Here is a 19619-nt window from a genome sequence, read left to right as displayed (position 1 = left end):
TCAAGTGTCCGGTCTTTGTTTGGTGGGTATTAAAGAATACTATTTATTCATTCCAAAGATATTATATAACTGCACCTGCCATATTCCCACTACCTCTTTAAGCATAACAAATGTAAATGCAGCATTATAGCTATTCGGAAATATAGTGATTTCGGTATCTATAAAATCTGAGGCCTGCGGAATAGGTTTTAACCCAAAGGTTTGAAACAGCGCAACAGATCTTTTCATATGAAACCCCGAAGTAACCAGATATAAGCTAGAGGGATTCATCCTGTTTATTATCTGACTTGAGAATTTTGCATTCTGATAGGTATTCATACTCTTGTCCTCTTTAATAATATCAGAATCTGGCACTCCCATCTTTTTAAAATCCTCACTGAATAATTCTGCTTCGCTTATATGTCCTCTTCCTTTTCCTGAGATTAATATTTTACAAGGCTGATTATTTCTCCTGTATTCATGATACAATTGATAAGCAGTAACCATTCTGGAATAAGACATGGTATGCAATTTCTCTGTATTATCAATATCTACAACCCCGCCACCCAATACTACAATAATGGGATTCTGAGCAGATGTATTCTTTATTTCTGAAATCCTGATGTAACTTTTCTGCAAATATCCGGAGATTAGCTTACCCAGAAAACCGTTGCCTATAAGAATCACCATGATAACTGTTACTATAAAAACTCCTATTCTCAGATTTTTACATTTATTCTTTCTTTTCAACAGAGCAATGATAACTATTGCAAGAAATACTAAAAAATAAGGTTCTGTAAAAAGCTGTAAAACACGAAATAAAAAGTCCAGTAAAAATTTCATCGATGATAGTATTGATTAATGCTAAGAAAACATTGGATTTTCAAAGATAAGGTTATTTCATGACTCCTGCTTTTCTCGATATATTTCAAGAGTTGTTTGAAGTGATTTCATTTTTTATTTGATATTTTTATACATCAGAATATAGATTACAATGGATTATCAAACATTCGAGCCCCAGCCGGAACTGGCTCCCTTTATCAAATGTTATTGGACACTGGACAACCCAAAAGAAGATGTTCCACAATCGCAAACCATTGTTCCTGATGGTTGTATGGAAATGATTTTTCATTACGGAGATCTCTACAAACAATATATTGATGGCGAAGCTGTTGTACAGCCAAGAAATTGTGTTTTCGGACAACTTACCGAGCCTTTAAAAATTGAGCCCACAGGAGTTACCGGGATTTTTTCCGTTCGTTTTCATCATGACGGTTTTATTCCGTTTGCTACCCTTCCTATAAAAGAGATGGATGATAAAGCCATTCCACTTGAAGATTTGTTTGGAACTGCCGGAGCTGAATTGGGTGAAAAGGTATTCCATTCTACAACAGTTCAGGAGAAAATAACCCATGTAGAAAGCTTCCTGCGGGAAAGACTGAATCCTGAAACCATCGACAGGATTGTACAGTCTACCATTGATATACTCCTAAATGTAAACGGACACATCTCCGTAAATGAATTATCCCAGCAAACCAGTATCAACCGCAGACAGTTAGAACGCAGGTTCTCTTCAGCTATTGGGATGAGCCCTAAACAACTTTCTAAAACCATAAGACTTCAATCGGCCCTTAAACAGCTTATTCATAAAGAATATACCAGTCTTACAGCCCTTGCTCACGATGCCGAGTATTACGATCAGGCTCATTTTACCAAGGATTTTAAAGAATTTACGGGCTTTACCCCCAAAGAGTTTTATGGCGATCATCTTCAGATGTCTTCGTTATTTTACAAAAAAGATTCCTGATGTCGCATTTTTACAATTATAAAGACTTATTTATCATGAATTTTGATTGATATAAAATAAGCAACATGAAAACAAAACTAATTCCCGCTATCATTGGACTATTGATTATAGGCAGCTGGACGCAACCCAGTGAAATCCACAAACTGGAATGGCTTCTCGGAACATGGGAAACCAAAACGCCCAAAGGAAGCCTCTATGAAACATGGATCAAAAAAAATGATACCGAATTTCACGGAGAAAGCTATTATTTAAAGAATAAAGATACCATTCACTTTGAGTCTGTACGCCTTGTAGAAAAAGACAAAAAGCTACATTATATTGTATCTGTAAAAGGTCAACATGATGAACAGCCTGTCGATTTTATTTCAACTCCTAACTCAACTTCCACTTCATTGGTATTTGAAAACCGGCAGAATGACTTCCCTCAAACGATTACCTATAAAAAGATCCGTAAAGATTCTTTATTTGCAGAAATCTCAGGCCTTATGAATGGGAAAATGGCAAGACAGGCATTTCCGATGAAGAAAATAAAATAATTCCTTTTATTAGAATACAATCCATTTTTTGCATCAGTATTTTTCAGAATAATACGTTTCGGCGGCCTCCGGCCGCCGAAACCCTATCCACTCACCTTCATCAGGCAAGTTCACTTGCCCACTCTTAGCTCCCTAAAAATAATACAGCCACCATCTTAAAACTTTGCGTCAACAGTATACTACCTTTCCAGGATAGCTCCTGCAAATCACACAGATTTCGCAGATTTTTTTGCCACGAATGCACTAATAAAAAGGATTCGTTGATCTTAAAGTATATTCAGATTATATCTTATGAAATTTACAAAAGAGGTTTCTTTTTTACCATAACAAAATCTTGCAAAATATCTTATTCATGCATTCGTAGCAAATAATATTTTTTTGTAGATACACAGTTTTGTTTACCCTTCTTCATAGTTCATCTCTTTTTCTAAAATAATCTGGTTCCTCCGAACCGTCACCAGCACTTTATCGCCTTTACAAGCTACCAAAAAATTCAAATATGAAAAATAGAAAAATGGTAGTGTCTCACTAAATTTTTCCTGTAATAAGTTGAAAAGCTATATAAATTTTAGTATTTTTAAGGAAAAATCATAAATGAAAAAAATATTATTTTTACCCGTTTTTTTTTCTGTTTTGGGATATTCTCAAGTCGGAATAAATACAACAACGCCTGTCCCATCTGCTGTCTTGGATATTACAAGTCAAAATAAAGGGGTCCTTTTTCCGAGAGTATCTTTGCAATCCATAACTGATATCACCACGATACTAAATCCAGCAGAAGGGTTATTTGTGTGGAATACAAATGCAAACCTTGTTCAAGGAAAAGGTCTTTACTATTTTTTAGATGGAACCTGGATAAAGATTCCCAAGCAATTCAACCCGACAGGAAAGGTTTATGACTTTGTAGAATTTAAACAAACCAGTTCCAATTTAGTGATGACAAGTACGCTGCAAGAAATTACACAACTTAGTACTACTTACACAGCACCTTCTGATGGAAATATATTTTTAAATTATATTGTTTATTCCACAATGGGCAATAATACTAATCCAAAGGTTTCCAATACATATTGTGAAGTTCAGGTGACAGATACGACAACCTCAATTGTGCAAAAAGGAACTATATTAATTTCACCAGTCTTGGTTGTTTCTAATCAGGGGTCCAATGCAGCAGCAAGTCCGAGTTTAATCCCAGTCGATATTGTTAAAGGACACACTTATACCATTAAATTATTTGCAAAAGAGGCCTATCTTGATAGTAGTTACGTAGTACGGGTAGGAACTGTAACTTATTCTGGAAATTCGGCAAATTCCTCTCTGGTTATAAACTCTCTATTGAATCTATAATAATTTTCTTCTACAAAAAAACTCCCGGAAGCTTTATAAGAAAAAGATGGGAAGAACTGGTATTTACAGAAAATGGGACAGATAGAAAGTTTTATGAACTCTGTGTATTCTCTGAACTGAAGAACCATCTGCGTTCGGGAGATATATGGGTACAGGGATCACGCCAGTATAAAGATTTTGAGGACTATCTTATACCCGAGGACTTATTTTCGGCAATAAAGGATGAGAACAAATTTCCATTGGATATATCTTTGGATGCAACTCAATATTTAAATGAAAAAATTAAACAGCTGGAAGATCAGATGGAAATTGCATGTAGGCTGGCTCAGGAAAATGCTCTTCAGGAAGACACATCCATCTAACAGGTGATTATGTCTGGAATAATAAAACAATTTATTCCAAGAATAAATGAATAGAATACTGAAAAGATTTTAATCCTTTGTAGAAATATTACAAAGGATTTTTTAATTAAGTAAATAATATTTTTTCTAAAAAAATTTGCGTAGCTAAATAACTACACATATATTTGTAGTCAAATAACTACACAATGAATTTAAGAAGAGATGTTTTTCAGGCCATTGCAGACCCAACCAGAAGATCTATATTGATGCTGGTGGCTGCACAATCTATGACTGCAGGAGCCATTGCTTCCAATTTCGATACCGCAAGACCTACCGTTTCCAAGCATCTTCAGATCCTTACAGAATGCGAACTGTTGAGATCTGAACAAAACGGCCGTGAAATTACTTACCACCTTAATCCCAATAAAATGAAAGAAATAGCCGATTTTATAGAGCCATTCCGCAAAATGTGGGATGAGAAATTCAATAAGCTGGAAAGTGTGATGAAAGCATATCAGGATAAAAATGCGTGATGCGCGGTTCGGGGTTCGGGTTTTAGCAATATAAGTTTACAAATACAAAACCAAATAAAAGCCCTTTACTCGTACCCTTAACCTCAATAACTCGAATCCCGCACCACGAAAAACAATAACACGTACCTCGAATCACGAAACTCAACAACCCGCATCTCGCACCACGAAACACGAACCCAAAACCCTCAAAATATGGAACTTAAAACAAAAATTCAGGCAGAAGATGGAAAACAGGAAATCTTCATCATCAGAGAATTTGATCTTCCTGTAGAATTGCTCTTCAAAGCTTATACAGAAGCTGAACTTTTCGAACAATGGATGGGAACCAAAGTGACCAAGTTTGAAAACCAACCCCACGGAAGTTATCGTTTCGAAACTTCAAATCCTCAGGGAGAAGTGATGTTCAGCGCTAATGGAACCATTCATGATATTGTTCTGAATGAAAAAATTATAAGAACTTTTCAGATGGAAAACACGCCTTTTCCGGTTCAGATTGAGTTCTTAGAATTTGAAAAACTAACGGATACCACCAGTAAAATCACCATTCAAACCATCTATAAATCTGTAGACTTCAGAGATCAGCACCTGAAAATGCCTTTTGCTCAGGGAATTAATAGGGCGCATAATCGTTTACAGGAAATGTTTAACGGGGTACGTGTTCCGGGTTTCGAGGGGTAAGTCATAAAATTATTGCTTAAATATCTCGTACTCCATATCATGAAACTCAATAACCCGCATCTCGCATCCCGAAACCCTCAAACCCAAAACACATGAATCCAAAAGTTGATTTTTTCTTCGATAAAGCCACACAGTGGAAAGAAGAATTTGAAAAATTAAGAACCATTGCCCTAAGTACCGAATTGGTAGAAGATTTAAAATGGGGCTGCCCTTGTTATACCTATGAAGGGAAAAATATTTTCTTAATTCACGGTTTTAAAGAATATTGTGCACTTCTCTTTTTTAAAGGTGCTTTGATGAAAGATCCTGACCAGATTTTAATTCAGCAATCTGAAAATGTACAGGCGGCAAGGCAAATCCGTTTTACAGATATTCTACAGATCAATGATCTTGAAAAAGAACTTCGTGCCTATATGTTTGAAGCTGTAGAAATTGAAGAATCAGGAGCTAAAGTTGAAATGAAGAAAACCAAAGACTTTGAAATGGTTGAGGAATTTCAACAAAAATTAGATGAAAATCTAGTATTAAAAGAAGCGTTCGAAGGATTAACACAAGGAAGACAAAGGGCCTACCTACTTTATTTCTCATCTGCCAAACAGTCTAAAACCAGAGAAGCAAGAATTGAGAAATGCATCCCTCAAATCCTAGACGGAAAAGGGCTTAACGACTAATCACAAAACTTAATCAATATGGAAACATCAAACCGATCAGAAAAAAGAACAAAAATCATCTACTGGATCTTTACCCTTTGGATGGCATTAGGCATGGTTTCTACAGCCATTGTTCAGCTTATGAAAAATAAAGATGAACTTGCCAATTTTACAAACCTTGGATATCCGGCTTATCTCATGACCATTATCGGAGTCTGGAAACTACTAGGCGTTATCGCCATCCTTATCCCGAAACGATTACTATTAAAAGAATGGGCCTACGCAGGATTTTTCTTCGTGATGTCCGGAGCCGTTATCTCACATCTTATTGTTGGAGATCCTGCCGGAAGAACCTTCCCTGCGGTCTTATTATTGGTTTTAGTTATCATTTCATGGTATTTCAGACCTGCTAACAGAAAAATTACTATTATTGAAAAATAATTCTTAATAGTAAAGTTGTTTAAAATTAATTTTATCGGAGATAAAATCCTTGCGCCTTAAAAATATTCTCAGCCTCCAAAACCTCTTGCGCCTTTACGATTCCCAACAACAGAAACCAAATCATTCAAAAGAACAAACAGTAAAACAAAATTTAATATGAAAAAAAAATCCTTAACACCCGAACAAAGCGAAGCCCTTTTAAAAGTACTGCAAACCCGTTTTGAAAAAAATATGAACCGCCACAAAGGCCTGAAATGGAAAAAAATTCAGACCAAATTGGAAGCTAATCCTGAAAAACTATGGTCTTTGAACGAAATGGAAGAAACAGAAGGCGAACCTGACGTTGTAGATTACAATCAAAAAACAGACGAATACCTCTTCTTCGACTGCTCACCGGAAAGTCCAAAACGCAGAAGCCTTTGCTACGACTATCTTGCTTGGGAATCCCGAAAAGCCAATAAGCCAGAAAGCAATGCCATAGATAAAGCTTTTGAAATGGGCATTGAAATTTTAACCGAAGAACAATATCGCAAGCTCCAGGAACTTGGAAAGTTTGACCAGAAAACGTCCAGTTGGGTGCAAACACCTTCAGCAATTAGAGAACATGGTGGTGCTGTTTTCTGCGACAGACGCTACAATACCGTATTCTACTATCATAATGGTGCAGATTCTTATTATGCAGCGAGAGGGTTTAGGGGGAGTTTGAAGGTTTGAGGGTGCTAGAGTAAAGTGAAAAAATCTTTGATTTTTTCACTTTTAGACTTTAGTGTACTTTATATCCGCAAAACTGGAAACTTTAATACCTTAAGTGTTCAAAAACTTTTGTGACTTTTGTGGTTACAAGAAAATCCTAATCTACTACGCTTGGACTCCTACGGAATGACAAATAAAACGTTTAGTTTATTTATAAATTATGGTCTCTCTTTTCCAATAACATTCATAACCCTTTTAGCCATGGAGATTCCACGCTCCAGAATATAATATTAACCCCAAGAAAATCCTGTGCATAATTCACAAATTCTTCTTTTGTAAAGGGCTTTTTTGTTTTTGGATTTTTATATGTTAAAGTAGGCTCTTGGACTGCCATAGCGACCAGTGATAATTTTCCTTTATATTGATTAAAAAAGGGATAAGAGTTTTTCATCTGAGCATTTTTATTAGGAACAATATCCGGCCCGCCCAACCCTATATTATTTTTATCGGCAAAATCAAATAATCTGGACATATACTGATGATCATTTTCCCATTCACATGGAAAGAAATTAACATATTGTAATACATAAGATTTTTTGAATGCATGCCTTGCAAATTTTAAATTATCCAACTCAGCCTGAAAATATGTATCACAGCTAAATCCGGTTTTGTCTTTTTTCATTTCAATATCTATGGAGGTTTCCGGAAGATTAATTCCCTGAATTCTCCCGTCAAACTTTTTCGCCAGCTCTCCTATCAGCTTTTGATACCTTTCCCTAACTGCAGGATTCCATTGCTGGGTTACCCAACCATTTCCAACAGGTTTATTTTCTCCCGGATTATCATATTGAGCCACCAGTCCACCGGTATATTCCTTCCCATTCAAAATATAATCAGGAACATATCTTGCCTGAGGCTCAAAAAACCTGTCCTGAAGCTGTATAAACAACTTTTTATCTAAAGAAGTCAAATACTCTAAATCTTTTTCAATACCTGAAAAATCATAAACATCTTTTGAAGTTTCCAAAGCTCTCCAGTTATAGACAATCTGTACCCCGCCAATATCTTTTCGTACAATCATTTCTTCTATATTCTGCAAATCTCCCGATGAAGTATAAATATAGTTTTGGGGTATTTGACCTTTCAAAAAATCTAATCCTAAAAATAATAATCCCAATCCCAGCATTCTGATGGTCTGTTTCATAATATGAATTTAAAAATAAAATAATATGAATCATTTTCCGTGCCCAAGTGAATGATATTTTTAAACTTTAGAAAAATATTCATTAATATATAAATAGTATCACTAATTTAGCGCTTCAAAATTTGATTTTAAATAACTAAGGATATGAAGAAATTAATTTTAATGGGTGCTATCTCAGCAGTAATGATTAATTGTAATAAAAAAACTGAAGTTCCTGCTCCGAAAGCCAATACTGATACTATTGCAGTAGAAGAACCTGTAGTAGATACATTAGGGCCAAAATCATTCTGCTATGTAGGAGTGGTAGGAAAAGACAGTGTCTTCGCCTCTATTGATGATAATCTGGGAACCATTACCGGAAAATTATCTTACAAAAACAGTGAAAAAGACAGTTCAAACGGAGATGTAACCGGTTTTAAATCAGGAGATACTCTAAAACTAACTTACGAATTTACTTCTGAAGGACGAAAAAGCAAAAGAGATATTTATTTCCTTCAAAAAGACAATGCTTTGACAGAAGGAATTGGAGATCATAAAGAAGAAGACGGACAATCTAAATATGCCAGCGAAAATAAGATCAGCTATAAAGATGGCCCAAAACTGAATGCTACCGACTGTAAAATAGTTAACAAAGCTGTAAAATAAATAATATTGAAATAAAAATGCTGTTCTCAAATCCGGGAACAGCATTTTATTTTTCACAAAATCTGAGCAACGAAAATAAAATGATTTTCCATCGAAACAATTTTATGACTATGCATTCGCTTTATGATCAACCGCGGATTACACGGATTTTCACAGGTGTTTTAGTAAAATAAAAACTATCTATCTATAAAAACAAGTCATACAGGTATTATCAATTAAGATCTACAACAGTATTTTCATTCACTCTACATTAAACACAATCATCTGTGCCCATCTTTAAAATCTGTGGTTAAATTAAAATCAGAGTGATCTGTGGGAGACTTTATTCATTGTCTTCTTTTTCCCAATAATTTTCTACAATATTTCTCATAATACCAACATACGATTTCACATGTGGAATCTGAGTGAAAACCTGAAACTGATCATGGGTGGTATGAAAGTTCATATAAAACAACCAAAATCCAATCGAAAGATAAGGTATAGAAGCAAGTTCCTGTGAACTCACAAAACGGTATTCACGATACCCATCCAGGAAAATATGATAAGCTCTCTGAAATTCTTCATAAGTCATTCTTCCTGCAGATACATCTAATACAAAATGGATCCAAAAAGTCATGATATCATTCATCAACCAGCCATATCCCATAAAATCAAAATCGAAGAAAGTAACGGTATCATTATCAAAGTGAAAATTCTTAGGCAGAAAATCAAAATGACAATACCCTTTTGAAAACATTGAAGTATCAAATTTTGTAAGCTTACTCTCTATTTCAGCAGCAATATTTTGCAGCCATTCATAATCTTCGGGGTTTTCTTTAAAGACAGGCTCTAATTTTTCCAAAGGTTTAAAAACAGTGGTTTGAAGATCAAAATTCCATCGTTCATATTCTACTTTAAAATCTGAGGAAACATTATGAAAGCGGGCCATTTCATTTCCTAAGGCACGAAACTGATTATCATTCATTAATCTAATCACACGCCCTTTAGCAAAGGAAAATAAAACACCATGTCTTATTCCTTCAATAGCTTCCAATTTTAAAATAATATCTCCGAAAAGGTCTGTAATTGGATAAGAAACAGATACCTGAGCATCTTTCAATGCCTGTAATAGTCTTACTTCCTCTTTAATATGATCTAAACTTCGATGAGAAGAACGATAGATGCGAAGTATAAAACAGTCCCCTTCCGACTCTACCCGATAAGTATCTCCCACTCCTCTTACCAGAAGTTTACATTGAACATTTTTTAGCCCATATTTTTCAGCAATAAGCTCTGATAATGCAATCGGACAAAGTGTTGAATAAGTTGCCGGAAAAATAGATTTCATGGTATTTAATTAATTGGGATGTTTAAAGCTCAAATCTAGATGAACTTCAATGTACTTTCACAATTGTTTGCTTTATACATTACAATTTTTTTCTGATAATTTCAATGAAGCGACTTACTGCATCATCACTTGTACTCCAGGAAGTAATCAAACGAATGGCAGAAAACTCTTCATCTACTTTTTTCCAGACAAAAAACTCAAAACTCTCTGATAAAATCTCAATAAGTTCATTGCTTAGAATTGGAAAAATCTGATTGGTATACGTATCTGCAAGAAAACGGATCCCTTTTTCCTGCAAAGCATGTTTAATTTTCATCGCCTGCTGATTCGCGTGTTTAGCTAAATCAAAGTACAGATCATCCTTCATCAGTTCTAAAAACTGAATTCCCAATAATCTTCCTTTGGCCAGTAATGCTCCTTTTTGCTTGATATTAAAAGCAAAATCTTCCTGAAGAGCCGGATTATTGATAACGATAGCCTCTCCTATTAATGCTCCGTTTTTCGTTCCGCCCAGATAAAAAATATCTGTAAGTTCTGCTACTCTTTCTAAACTTAAGTCACTGATTTCAGACGTAAGTCCATGCCCTAGCCTTGCACCATCCATAAATAGATAGAGACGGTTTTGCTTACAAAATTCTGAAAGTTCTTCCAGCTCTTTAGCCTGATAAATAGTTCCCAGCTCTGTAGAATTGGAAATATAAACCATTTTCGGCATAACCTGATGGGGTACATTTCTATGATTTTCCAACACCGGAATAATGTCTGATGGTCTTAGCTTACCATCTTCCGTTTCAATACTTAAGATTTTATGTCCTGTTGCTTCAATCGCTCCGGTTTCATTATTCAGAATGTGTCCGGTAGAGGCTGAAATAGCACATTGATAAGGTTTTAAAACAGAAGAAATCACAATCAGATTAGCTTGTGTTCCTCCGGAAACCAAATAGATCTCTGAATCTTGCTTATTAATTTTGGTTTTAATTAATTCCTTTGCCTTTAAAGAAAACTCATCTTCACCATATCCGGCCTGCTGCTCAAGATTATATTGTAAAAGTGACTGTAAAATATTCGGGTGACATCCCTCAGAATAGTCGTTTTTGAATGAAAATTTCATAGTGTAAAAGTAAAAAAAGTTGAAATAACAAGAGTGATCTTTTGAGATTATTTTGTTAGATTTGTACTGAAAATCATCTAACATTTTGAAAACAACCCTAACAGAAGAAAATTACCTGAAAGCTTTGTTTCACTTAGTTGACAATGAAGGAAAGGTGACGATTAACGAACTCAGTAAATTTTTAAATGTAAAAATGCCGAGCGTTAACAACATGATGAAAAAATTTGCAGAAAAGAAATGGGTCATTTATGAAACCTATAAACCATTAATCGTTACCGAAAATGGAAAACGGGAAGCAGCTTTGGTGGTTCGTAAACACAGGCTGACTGAAATGTTTCTGGTTAAAAAAATGAATTTCGGCTGGGAAAATGTCCATGAAATTGCTGAACAACTTGAACATGTTCATTCTCAGCTTTTCTTTGATAAAATGGACGAAATTCTGGATTATCCTAAATTCGATCCACACGGAGAACCTATTCCTGATAAGGATGGAAACATTATCGCCCAGGATCTTCAGAAGCTAAGCGGATGTGAAGAAGGAGAAACCGTTGTTTTCGCTTCCGTTACCCTCTCTGATGACGCTTTCCTAACTTATTTAAATGACAGAAAGCTTCTCCTGAATACCAAAGTGAAAATTATTAAAATTGAAAGTTTTGATAAATCAATGACGATAGAGATTGATGATAAGAAAGAAATCCTTAGTAAAAAAGCTACGGAGAAAATATTAGTGAAAAAATAACATAAACCGGTGCTGGCACCGGTTTATGTTTTCTATATGTGTAATCAATGTATCGTAACATTTATTTTCTCAAAGATTTTTCTCAAATTTTCCCCGACTATATATTAAAAAGGAACAATCAGTTTTAAAGATATATTCCTTCCCATATTGTAAATATCTCCTAAATACTTTAATCGGTTAAGATGAGATTGGTAAGCACGATCAAATAAATTATTCACCTGAAGCTGTAAGGTTGCAGAATGATTTTCAGAATAATGCAATTCTAATGACGCTCCCACATTTACCAAAGTATAATCCCGTGTGGCTGTTTCTGTGGCATTCAGTCCCAGATATCTGTTCTGAGCAGCTGAATATTCCACTTCAGCTGTAGGGGTAACTGAAGAAATAAATTTTGATTTCAGTATTATTTGCTGAGAAATATTCCCAGATAATTTCAGGGGAGCAATTAGCGGAAGATATTCCCCCTTATTTCCTTTATCTTTAAAAGCCTTATCACGGTTAAATCCATAAATAACGGAAAAACTCGTATCAAAATTAAATCCTTTCCACTTTTCAGGATGCAATGAGAACCAGGCTTCCATTCCATATAGCTGAGCAGAAGCTTGCTGGTACTGATAGGTTTTATTCTCCTGGGCATCTACTAAAGGATTTCCTTGTGCATCTATCAATAATGACAAATATATATAATTCTGGATATGATTGTTAAACCAACTTACATCCGCAGAAAAATCTTTAAAACGTGTACTTACTCCCAGGTCTTCTTGTAATGAAAACTCAGGATTAAAATTTCTATTTCCTTTATAAACAATATGAGCTCCCGGATCTAAACCATCGGAACCAATCTCGGTAATATTAGGTGCCCTGTAGCTCCTTCCTATATTGGCTTTAAGGCTAATCTGCTTTGTGAGTTGAAAAGTAGATCCAATACTGGCCGAAAACCCTTTAAATGTTTTGTTGTATGATGCAAATCCTAATCTCGTATCGGAAGAAGGCTGGGATACCTGCTCTTCAAATTGAGTTACAGGATTGGTTCTTATATAGAAATTATTCCAGCGAATATTTCGGACATCATAACGAGCTCCTCCACTTATATTCAGTCGCTTATATTTCCATTTAATATAGGTATAGATCCCACCGTCGCTCAAATCATAATCAGGGATTGGAAAATCTGTAGCAGCTTTGTTCTTATTATTCTGAACCATCCCATTTACTCCTGCAGAGATTTCAAAAGATGAAAACTTAGGAAAATTATAGCGTGCTCCATAGTTCAGAGTGTTAAGTCTTACATACATTCCTGGTTGAAAAGGAATTGTGGGATGATTATATTCCCTACGAATATTCTGTTGTAAAGCCAGTTGAATATCAAGATCACCTTTTCCAATCTGCTGGCTATGTTGAGCATACAACCTATAATGCTGAATTCTCTGATGTAAGGGAGAAAGGGTGTAAGAATTAAGATTTTTTTCTGAAACAATGGGCCTTTTCTCTACATTGTCATCATCACCCTCTCCTACCTGATAGGTAAATTTTCTGGTATTCGGATCCCGGCTTCCATCCGGAATTCCCTGTAGATTATCATATAATGTAAAATTAATTTTTGAAAAGCTTGTATTGGATTTATAACCCAAGAGGAAAGAAAGATTTTTTTCTTCAAAATTGGTATTATATACGCGTCCGTCTACAGGAGTTCTGTAATTTTTAGCCATTCTGTAAGATGCATTTAACGCAGCTATAAAGGAGTTTTTCTTATATCCCAACTGCATTCCGTTTCCAATCAGACTGTTATTTCCCTGATACTCGCTTGTTATTTTTCCATGTACAATACCATCATTATGAGTAGGCATATAAGGAAAGAGGCTTACAACTCCTGCCAATGCATCTGAACCAAACATCAGACTGGCAGGACCTTTGATCACCTCTGCATGTTCAATACTATAAGGTCCCACTTCTATGCCGTGCTCATCACCCCACTGCTGTCCTTCCTGACGGACACCATCATAAAGGGTGAGTACCCGGTTATAACCTAATCCCCGGATAAAAGGTTTTGAAATATTAGGTCCGGTTTCTACTACACTCAATCCGGGAGCAGATTTCACCAATGAACTGATAATATTCGTGGCTACAGCCCTTTCAATCTGTTTGGAAGAAATACTCAGAATAGCAACCGGATTTTCCTTAATTAAAGTCTCTTTTGAAACTCCTGTTATCGCTATTTCATCAATTGCATGAGCATCTCGAGTCAGTATAATGTCAGGAATTATTATATTATTCTTTTCTACAGAGATTCCTTTCTCAACATCTTCATAGCCTTTGCCTCTCACTAAGAGACGGTACTTTCCGGGAGCAACATTTCTGATCATATAATCACCATTTTTACCTACCGAAGTTTTTATAGAAGTGTCTTTCACTAGTATTTCGGCAGCGTTACTCCCTCCATTTTCAAAAATAACCTTTCCTCTTACTTCTACATTCTGAGCACTGATCATAAAGCTAATTAAAACAACCGGTACTGACAGCATCAATCTGAATTTCATATACATTAAGATTTTTATTACATTCTGTTAAAAACTTTGAAAATGATTATTAGTAAAAATCAAAAGTAATAAAAAAAACATTATCGCAACTATGTTGCAATAATTAATTTTACATTCACTTGCTTTATTTCTTGAACTGTTAAAAAACGGTTAAACTTTTTCTCATCAAAAACTTCAATAATTAATTTTACTAGGTTTGCAAAATATTCCGTTGAGATTCATCTTTCTCACAAGTACCAAAACTTTAATTATTACCTTTAAAAATTATGAAAAAAAGCATTCAGTTTTTTATTGTTTCGATGTTGTTGAGCCCTTTAGCAAGTGCACAGGTAAAAGATTTTGTCATTGAACCACCTATTAAAAATAACTTACATATTTATAAAACTTTTGGAGTATTTGGAGGCAGAGAATATTCTGCCAATTCAGTATATCTTGTCACAAAAAAAGGAGTTGTTTTATTTGATGTTCCATGGGAAAAAGTACAGTACCAAAGCCTGATGGATACCATCCAAAAGCGTCATAACTTACCGCTTGTTGCCGTATTTGCTACGCACTCTCATGATGACCGCGCAGGAGACTTGAGTTTTTTCAATAATAAAGGGATTAAAACGTATGCAACCACTAAAACCAATGAGTTTTTAAAGAAAGATGGAAAAGCTACATCCACTGAAATCATCAAAACTGGAAAACCTTACCATATTGGTGGAGAAGAGTTTGTAGTAGATTTTCTTGGCGAGGGCCATACAGCTGATAATGTAGTGGTATGGTTCCCAAAATACAATGTCTTGGACGGCGGATGTCTTGTAAAAAGCAATTCGGCTACTGATCTTGGATATATTAAAGAAGCCAACGTAGAAGAATGGCCAAAGACTATAAATAAACTGAAAACCAAGTATTCTAAAGCTACATTAGTGATCCCTGGACATGATGAATGGAAAGGCGGTGGGCATGTTGAACACACTTTAGAACTTCTGAATAAGAAATAAAAAGCAATCGAATATAAAAAGACCTGGCGCTTCTGCCAGGTCTTTTTTATGCAATGTTATTTGGTTAAAAGATATTTAATGGCTTCTTCCATTACCCTATCTGCAAATGTTTTAGGACTGTTGGTCATTTGTGCAACTTCAGCATTCGAAGGAGGCGTCACATAAATATCAGGTTTCACACCAATTCCTTCAATGACTTCATTATTGAGGTTTTTAGTGGCCATCAATGGCATATAAAACTCTAGAATACCACCGGCAATAGCATCACGGGTGCCTCCATTAAAATCATCTGATCCTCCCAGACCTGCAGTGGCTCCAGCACTGTAATCTCCCATAGAAATAGCATGAGTTCCCTGGCTTTTGAGCATTAATGTAGACATTTCCGACATACTTGCACTTCCTTTATCCGTTAAAACAACAATCGGAATATTCCCGGGAATTCCAAACATATGAGGATTTACCTGTACCGGAACCCACGGAGTATAATTAAATTGTCCGTTCCCCTCTTTTGTTCTCTGATAAAATGCAAGAGCGCTTTTAGTAATAAACCGGTCTGTGAAAAAACGGGCATCAACAATATTACCACCACCGTTGCCTCTTAAATCAATAATCACTTTTTTAATATCTCCTTTGTGTAAAGGATTTAGAAACTTTTGATAAAAAGAAGCATTGGTCAGTATTTTATTGGCTGCACTCTGGAACTGGCCAAGATTATATCCATATTTTACATGATTATCCATCTGCTGGATAAACCATTGGATATAAGCAAGAGTTTCACTACTTAACACTGATGAATAAGTAGCTGTACTGTTATATTTCACAAGATTATTAGACTTCGTGAGTAACTGCTGGGTTACACTTAAAAATGCATCTGATAAAACTTCTGTACTTTTAAACGTTCCAATCTGACTATTGAAAGATTTCATCTCATTTGAATTTGGAAATGAATTCCATTCGTTTAAAATATTGATAGTAAAATTTTTAACTTCATTTCTCTTGTTAACATCACTAATTGCGTTGAGTTGTGTACTGCTTTCAATAGCAGCAGGTGTAAGAACAAGCGAATTTCCCGGATCCGGGCTTAAATATTTATCAAGAAGAGTAATCTTAAAATTTGTAGATAATGAAAAACTTTTGAAACTGAAATAATAAATATCCGGATTAGACTTCAAATTACCCGCCAACAAAAAATTATTCGCTAGCACAGCTCCATCCTGAAGCCTGTCTTTCATATATCCGTATTTAGCATCAAACGGATAAGTATTGGATCTCGCTTCGTTCATCCCTCCATAAAAAGTATAGGTATTGGTAATACCGGAATTTGAAAAGGGTACTTTTATTTTAACGTAAAAATGTCTGTCAATGATAGGATTTATGATTTCTGTAAAATATACCCTTGCTTTTTCAGCATCCGCCTGAAATTCCGCATCGCTTACCCCTCCATTATAGGATTTTAAAGCGGCAAATTTTGGATAATATTCTTTATAGATAGCATTCCAATCCATACCATCTTTTCCTTTTTGTTCATAAAAATAATTATATCGCTGATCCATTACCGTCCAGAATACTTTAAAAAGATCGGCATAGGATTTTATATCATTGCTTGTATATCTTGTTGGCTCTGTAATAGGGGAATCATTTTCCTGCATACAGGAATTGAATGTCACTGATGCTGAAAACAGTGCTAGCCCTAAATAAATGACGCTTTTTTTCATTGTATATATTTTAATTGATAGGAAAACTTTTTATTTAAACTTATAGGAAACACCTAAAGAAATCATATATGACCGGATGGTTGATTTACGGTCTTTATCATCATTCGCCATATTGATATCCGAAAGCCCATACTGGTAGTTATAGGATCCATATACATCAAACTTATTAAAAGAATATCCTAACTGCGCTTGACCTGCCAACCCATACCCCCAACGATTAAGCTGATTTTCATTCTTTTTGAAATCATATTTATCCGATACTTGCGTATAATTGAAGGTTCCATTTTCCTGTAATTCATTAAATACCGGATACCGCCCTTCTCTTTTCATACTAAGCCAATAATCTGTATACATTCCTCCGGCAATTTTAATCCATACACCTGTAGTTTCATGTGGATTATTCAGGATATAACCTCCTACCATTAAAGGGAGGGTTAAAAAATTATTATTATATTCTGTATACCATCCATCTCTGCTTCCCGTTCTCTCAAACTTATAGTTCTTTTGCTGGAAGGAAACTCCGGTAGAAACAAAAAGTGATTTCCAGATCATATATTCTCCAGACAGGTTAACCCCGAAACCATACCGCCCAGTATATCTTGAATCAACAAGATTTGAAAGATCTGAATTTAAAACACCATAGGTATACCCGGCATCCAGACTTATTTTGAGTTTATTTTGCCCCATCACTACTGTTCCGGCAGAAAAAAGACAAAGACAAAAGATTTTCGACAACTTTTTTTTCATAGATATTTTTTTGAGTTATTGCATTTATAATTTGAATATTGATATCAGATTTTAAAATTATAATTTCGGTTTTGCAATCTTATTACTTCAATTATTGATGATTCGATAAACAAACCAAACAATAAACAACAGATTATCACAAAACTATAGCATAAATTAAAAGAACTGTTAAAAACAATATACTACACGCATACTTTATCAATGCAATAATTTGATTATCAATACATTATATACAAGCCACCATAGTATATATTCATCAATATGGGATTTAAAAATAACATGATGTAGGGTCTATGATGTAGGGTAAATAATATAATGCATGAGAAAACGGGAACCGTATTTAAGGTGCAAGGAGGAAATATCACAATAGTTTTACTGTGATACAAAAACCAATAAAAAAATCCCGAATTAGAAAATTCGGGATTTATCTTTTTATAATTGAAAAAGTTTTTAGTCTAAAACGCTCCAACCTCTTTTTGGATTGGTGTTGGTAGAAACTTCCTGTTCGTTAACAATGATATTTTCTTTTCTCTGACCAATATAATCCAGTTCGCTCAGTTTAGAGAAAATAATTTCTAAACTTCTTAACATCTGCTGGATATAAAGTAAAGGCTCTCCGCAATTATGATGATCGTAGTTTGTTTCTGCTACAATAGAAAGCTGATTTAATAAAGTATGTGGTGCAATTTCGCTCCACTCTAAGCTATAGTTCAGCATTTCTTCCAATTCTGCAGGAACCAGAAGCTGTGTTGAGTTGTATAAATGAAGGGCTAATCTTGCAAAAGACTCAATTAAAAATACCGGTGGTTGGTAAGGGGTAATATTTCTGAATTGGAAATACATATCTCCAAAAGTAGTCACCATCGTATTACAAACAAACTTAACATTCTGTGCTAAAGCTGTGTTCTGGTTCTTGTGAGATGCTTTCTGGATGATTTTGAAAGCATATTGCTGCAGGTTTCCAATAGATTTTGCAAAGCTGCTATAATAATCTACCAGAGCCGGATGACTCTGAACAGATGTACAAGGTGGAATAAAATTAGAATCAACCTGTGCGATGTTTGCTTTTAAATCTACTTTACCGATAATCAGATAATTTCCTCCTGAATAGCTGCTGTTCAAAGAAGTTACAGGAAGAAGTTCAATGTGGTGATTGGGTTGTGCACTTGGGTGACGTGGTGGAATTTCTTCCGGATCAATATCTCCAAAAGGAACTTTATCAAACGGATTTACAGAGATCAGGATGTAATATTCTCCATCTGCCTGCTCTTCACTCATTGATTTTGCCAGTGATTTTACACTGATTCTTCTATCGCTTAATTCGATACGGTAACCTGCCATAGTAACAGCGCTGCATCTTTTGATAACAAGCTGTACATCATTGGTAGCCGTGTTATGAACATCAAAAATAGTGCGGTCTGTATATTCAGTAGAAATAGGCAAAAGCCCATAGTTATATGTAGTAATCCCAAGTGAATTGGAATCTCTGATGGTATCAATTAAGAAATTATCCTGATCATTAAGGTGTCTTTGGGAAACTTTCATCCCATCCACCCAGTTGATTGCAAAATGTTTAATAGGTTGTATCATGTTTAATACTTTTTAA

Annotated in this window: 20 protein-coding genes; 12 read left to right on the top strand and 8 right to left on the bottom strand. The window is 35.1% G+C overall.

Annotated features, from left to right (window positions below):
* Positions 1-39 precede the first annotated feature (39 nt).
* Positions 40-822, bottom strand: coding sequence for a YdcF family protein (locus tag BLS98_RS11390; RefSeq protein WP_089736557.1), 783 nt, complete (start codon positions 820-822; stop codon positions 40-42).
* A gap of 151 nt (positions 823-973) precedes the next feature.
* Here BLS98_RS11390 and BLS98_RS11385 point away from each other — a divergent pair, with 151 nt between their 5' ends.
* From BLS98_RS11385 to BLS98_RS11350, 9 genes are all read left to right on the top strand, one after another.
* Positions 974-1786, top strand: coding sequence for a helix-turn-helix transcriptional regulator (locus BLS98_RS11385; RefSeq protein ID WP_089736555.1), 813 nt, complete (start codon positions 974-976; stop codon positions 1784-1786).
* 65 nt (positions 1787-1851) lie between these two features.
* Positions 1852-2322 carry a DUF6265 family protein gene (locus tag BLS98_RS11380; RefSeq protein WP_089736554.1) on the top strand — a complete coding sequence of 157 codons (471 nt, stop codon included), beginning with the start codon at positions 1852-1854 and terminating at the stop codon, positions 2320-2322.
* Between the two features lie 594 nt (positions 2323-2916).
* Entirely contained in the window at positions 2917-3669 is a 753-nt protein-coding gene (locus BLS98_RS11375; RefSeq protein ID WP_089736553.1) for a hypothetical protein, read from the top strand.
* A 239-nt stretch (positions 3670-3908) separates the two neighbouring features.
* On the top strand, positions 3909-4031 hold the full coding sequence (locus tag BLS98_RS23660) for a hypothetical protein (protein WP_262487349.1): 123 nt from the start codon (positions 3909-3911) through the stop codon (positions 4029-4031).
* Between the two features lie 185 nt (positions 4032-4216).
* On the top strand, positions 4217-4543 hold the full coding sequence (locus BLS98_RS11370; protein ID WP_045496974.1) for an ArsR/SmtB family transcription factor: 327 nt from the start codon (positions 4217-4219) through the stop codon (positions 4541-4543).
* A 192-nt stretch (positions 4544-4735) separates the two neighbouring features.
* Entirely contained in the window at positions 4736-5221 is a 486-nt protein-coding gene (locus BLS98_RS11365) for an SRPBCC family protein (RefSeq protein WP_089736551.1), read from the top strand.
* 92 nt (positions 5222-5313) lie between these two features.
* Positions 5314-5892: a YdeI/OmpD-associated family protein gene (locus BLS98_RS11360; RefSeq protein ID WP_089736549.1), complete on the top strand. Its 579-nt coding sequence runs from the start codon at positions 5314-5316 to the stop codon at positions 5890-5892.
* Positions 5893-5910: 18 nt separating this feature from the next.
* A complete protein-coding gene (locus BLS98_RS11355; RefSeq protein ID WP_089736547.1) occupies positions 5911-6312 on the top strand; it encodes a DoxX family protein in 402 nt (133 codons plus the stop codon).
* Positions 6313-6468: 156 nt separating this feature from the next.
* Positions 6469-7026: a DUF4256 domain-containing protein gene (locus BLS98_RS11350; RefSeq protein WP_089736545.1), complete on the top strand. Its 558-nt coding sequence runs from the start codon at positions 6469-6471 to the stop codon at positions 7024-7026.
* Between the two features lie 223 nt (positions 7027-7249).
* Here BLS98_RS11350 and BLS98_RS11345 read toward each other — a convergent pair whose 3' ends face one another.
* Positions 7250-8209, bottom strand: coding sequence for a hypothetical protein (locus BLS98_RS11345; RefSeq protein WP_089736543.1), 960 nt, complete (start codon positions 8207-8209; stop codon positions 7250-7252).
* A gap of 144 nt (positions 8210-8353) precedes the next feature.
* Here BLS98_RS11345 and BLS98_RS11340 point away from each other — a divergent pair, with 144 nt between their 5' ends.
* Complete coding sequence (locus tag BLS98_RS11340) at positions 8354-8854, top strand: hypothetical protein (RefSeq protein WP_089736541.1); 501 nt, start codon at positions 8354-8356, stop codon at positions 8852-8854.
* Positions 8855-9176: 322 nt separating this feature from the next.
* Here the strand turns inward: BLS98_RS11340 and BLS98_RS11335 are convergent, their stop codons facing one another.
* Both BLS98_RS11335 and BLS98_RS11330 read right to left on the bottom strand, forming a co-directional pair.
* Positions 9177-10181, bottom strand: a complete 1005-nt coding sequence (locus tag BLS98_RS11335; RefSeq protein ID WP_089736539.1) for a phosphotransferase enzyme family protein — start codon at positions 10179-10181, stop codon at positions 9177-9179.
* Between the two features lie 79 nt (positions 10182-10260).
* Positions 10261-11292, bottom strand: coding sequence for a threonine aldolase family protein (locus tag BLS98_RS11330; RefSeq protein ID WP_089736826.1), 1032 nt, complete (start codon positions 11290-11292; stop codon positions 10261-10263).
* A gap of 85 nt (positions 11293-11377) precedes the next feature.
* On the opposite strand from BLS98_RS11330, the gene BLS98_RS11325 reads away from it, so the two are divergent.
* Positions 11378-12031: a metal-dependent transcriptional regulator gene (locus BLS98_RS11325; protein ID WP_089736537.1), complete on the top strand. Its 654-nt coding sequence runs from the start codon at positions 11378-11380 to the stop codon at positions 12029-12031.
* Positions 12032-12135: 104 nt separating this feature from the next.
* Here the strand turns inward: BLS98_RS11325 and BLS98_RS11320 are convergent, their stop codons facing one another.
* The gene (locus tag BLS98_RS11320) at positions 12136-14565 is read right to left on the bottom strand and encodes a TonB-dependent receptor (RefSeq protein WP_089736825.1); all 2430 of its coding nucleotides are present in this window, start codon (positions 14563-14565) and stop codon (positions 12136-12138) included.
* A 266-nt stretch (positions 14566-14831) separates the two neighbouring features.
* Here BLS98_RS11320 and blaIND point away from each other — a divergent pair, with 266 nt between their 5' ends.
* A complete protein-coding gene (blaIND, locus tag BLS98_RS11315; RefSeq protein ID WP_089736535.1) occupies positions 14832-15551 on the top strand; it encodes an IND family subclass B1 metallo-beta-lactamase in 720 nt (239 codons plus the stop codon).
* A gap of 56 nt (positions 15552-15607) precedes the next feature.
* Here blaIND and BLS98_RS11310 read toward each other — a convergent pair whose 3' ends face one another.
* The 3 genes from BLS98_RS11310 to BLS98_RS11300 all read right to left on the bottom strand — a co-directional run bounded on the left by BLS98_RS11310 (position 15608) and on the right by BLS98_RS11300 (position 19603).
* The gene (locus tag BLS98_RS11310) at positions 15608-17266 is read right to left on the bottom strand and encodes a S41 family peptidase (RefSeq protein ID WP_089736533.1); all 1659 of its coding nucleotides are present in this window, start codon (positions 17264-17266) and stop codon (positions 15608-15610) included.
* Positions 17267-17296: 30 nt separating this feature from the next.
* On the bottom strand, positions 17297-18013 hold the full coding sequence (locus BLS98_RS11305; protein ID WP_089736531.1) for an outer membrane beta-barrel protein: 717 nt from the start codon (positions 18011-18013) through the stop codon (positions 17297-17299).
* A gap of 450 nt (positions 18014-18463) precedes the next feature.
* Positions 18464-19603 carry a hypothetical protein gene (locus tag BLS98_RS11300; protein WP_089736529.1) on the bottom strand — a complete coding sequence of 380 codons (1140 nt, stop codon included), beginning with the start codon at positions 19601-19603 and terminating at the stop codon, positions 18464-18466.
* Between the last annotated feature and the right edge of the window lie 16 nt (positions 19604-19619).

Source organism: Chryseobacterium jejuense (assembly GCF_900100075.1).
Classification (GTDB): domain Bacteria; phylum Bacteroidota; class Bacteroidia; order Flavobacteriales; family Weeksellaceae; genus Chryseobacterium; species Chryseobacterium jejuense.
This window is presented reverse-complemented; position numbering and strand designations above follow the sequence as displayed.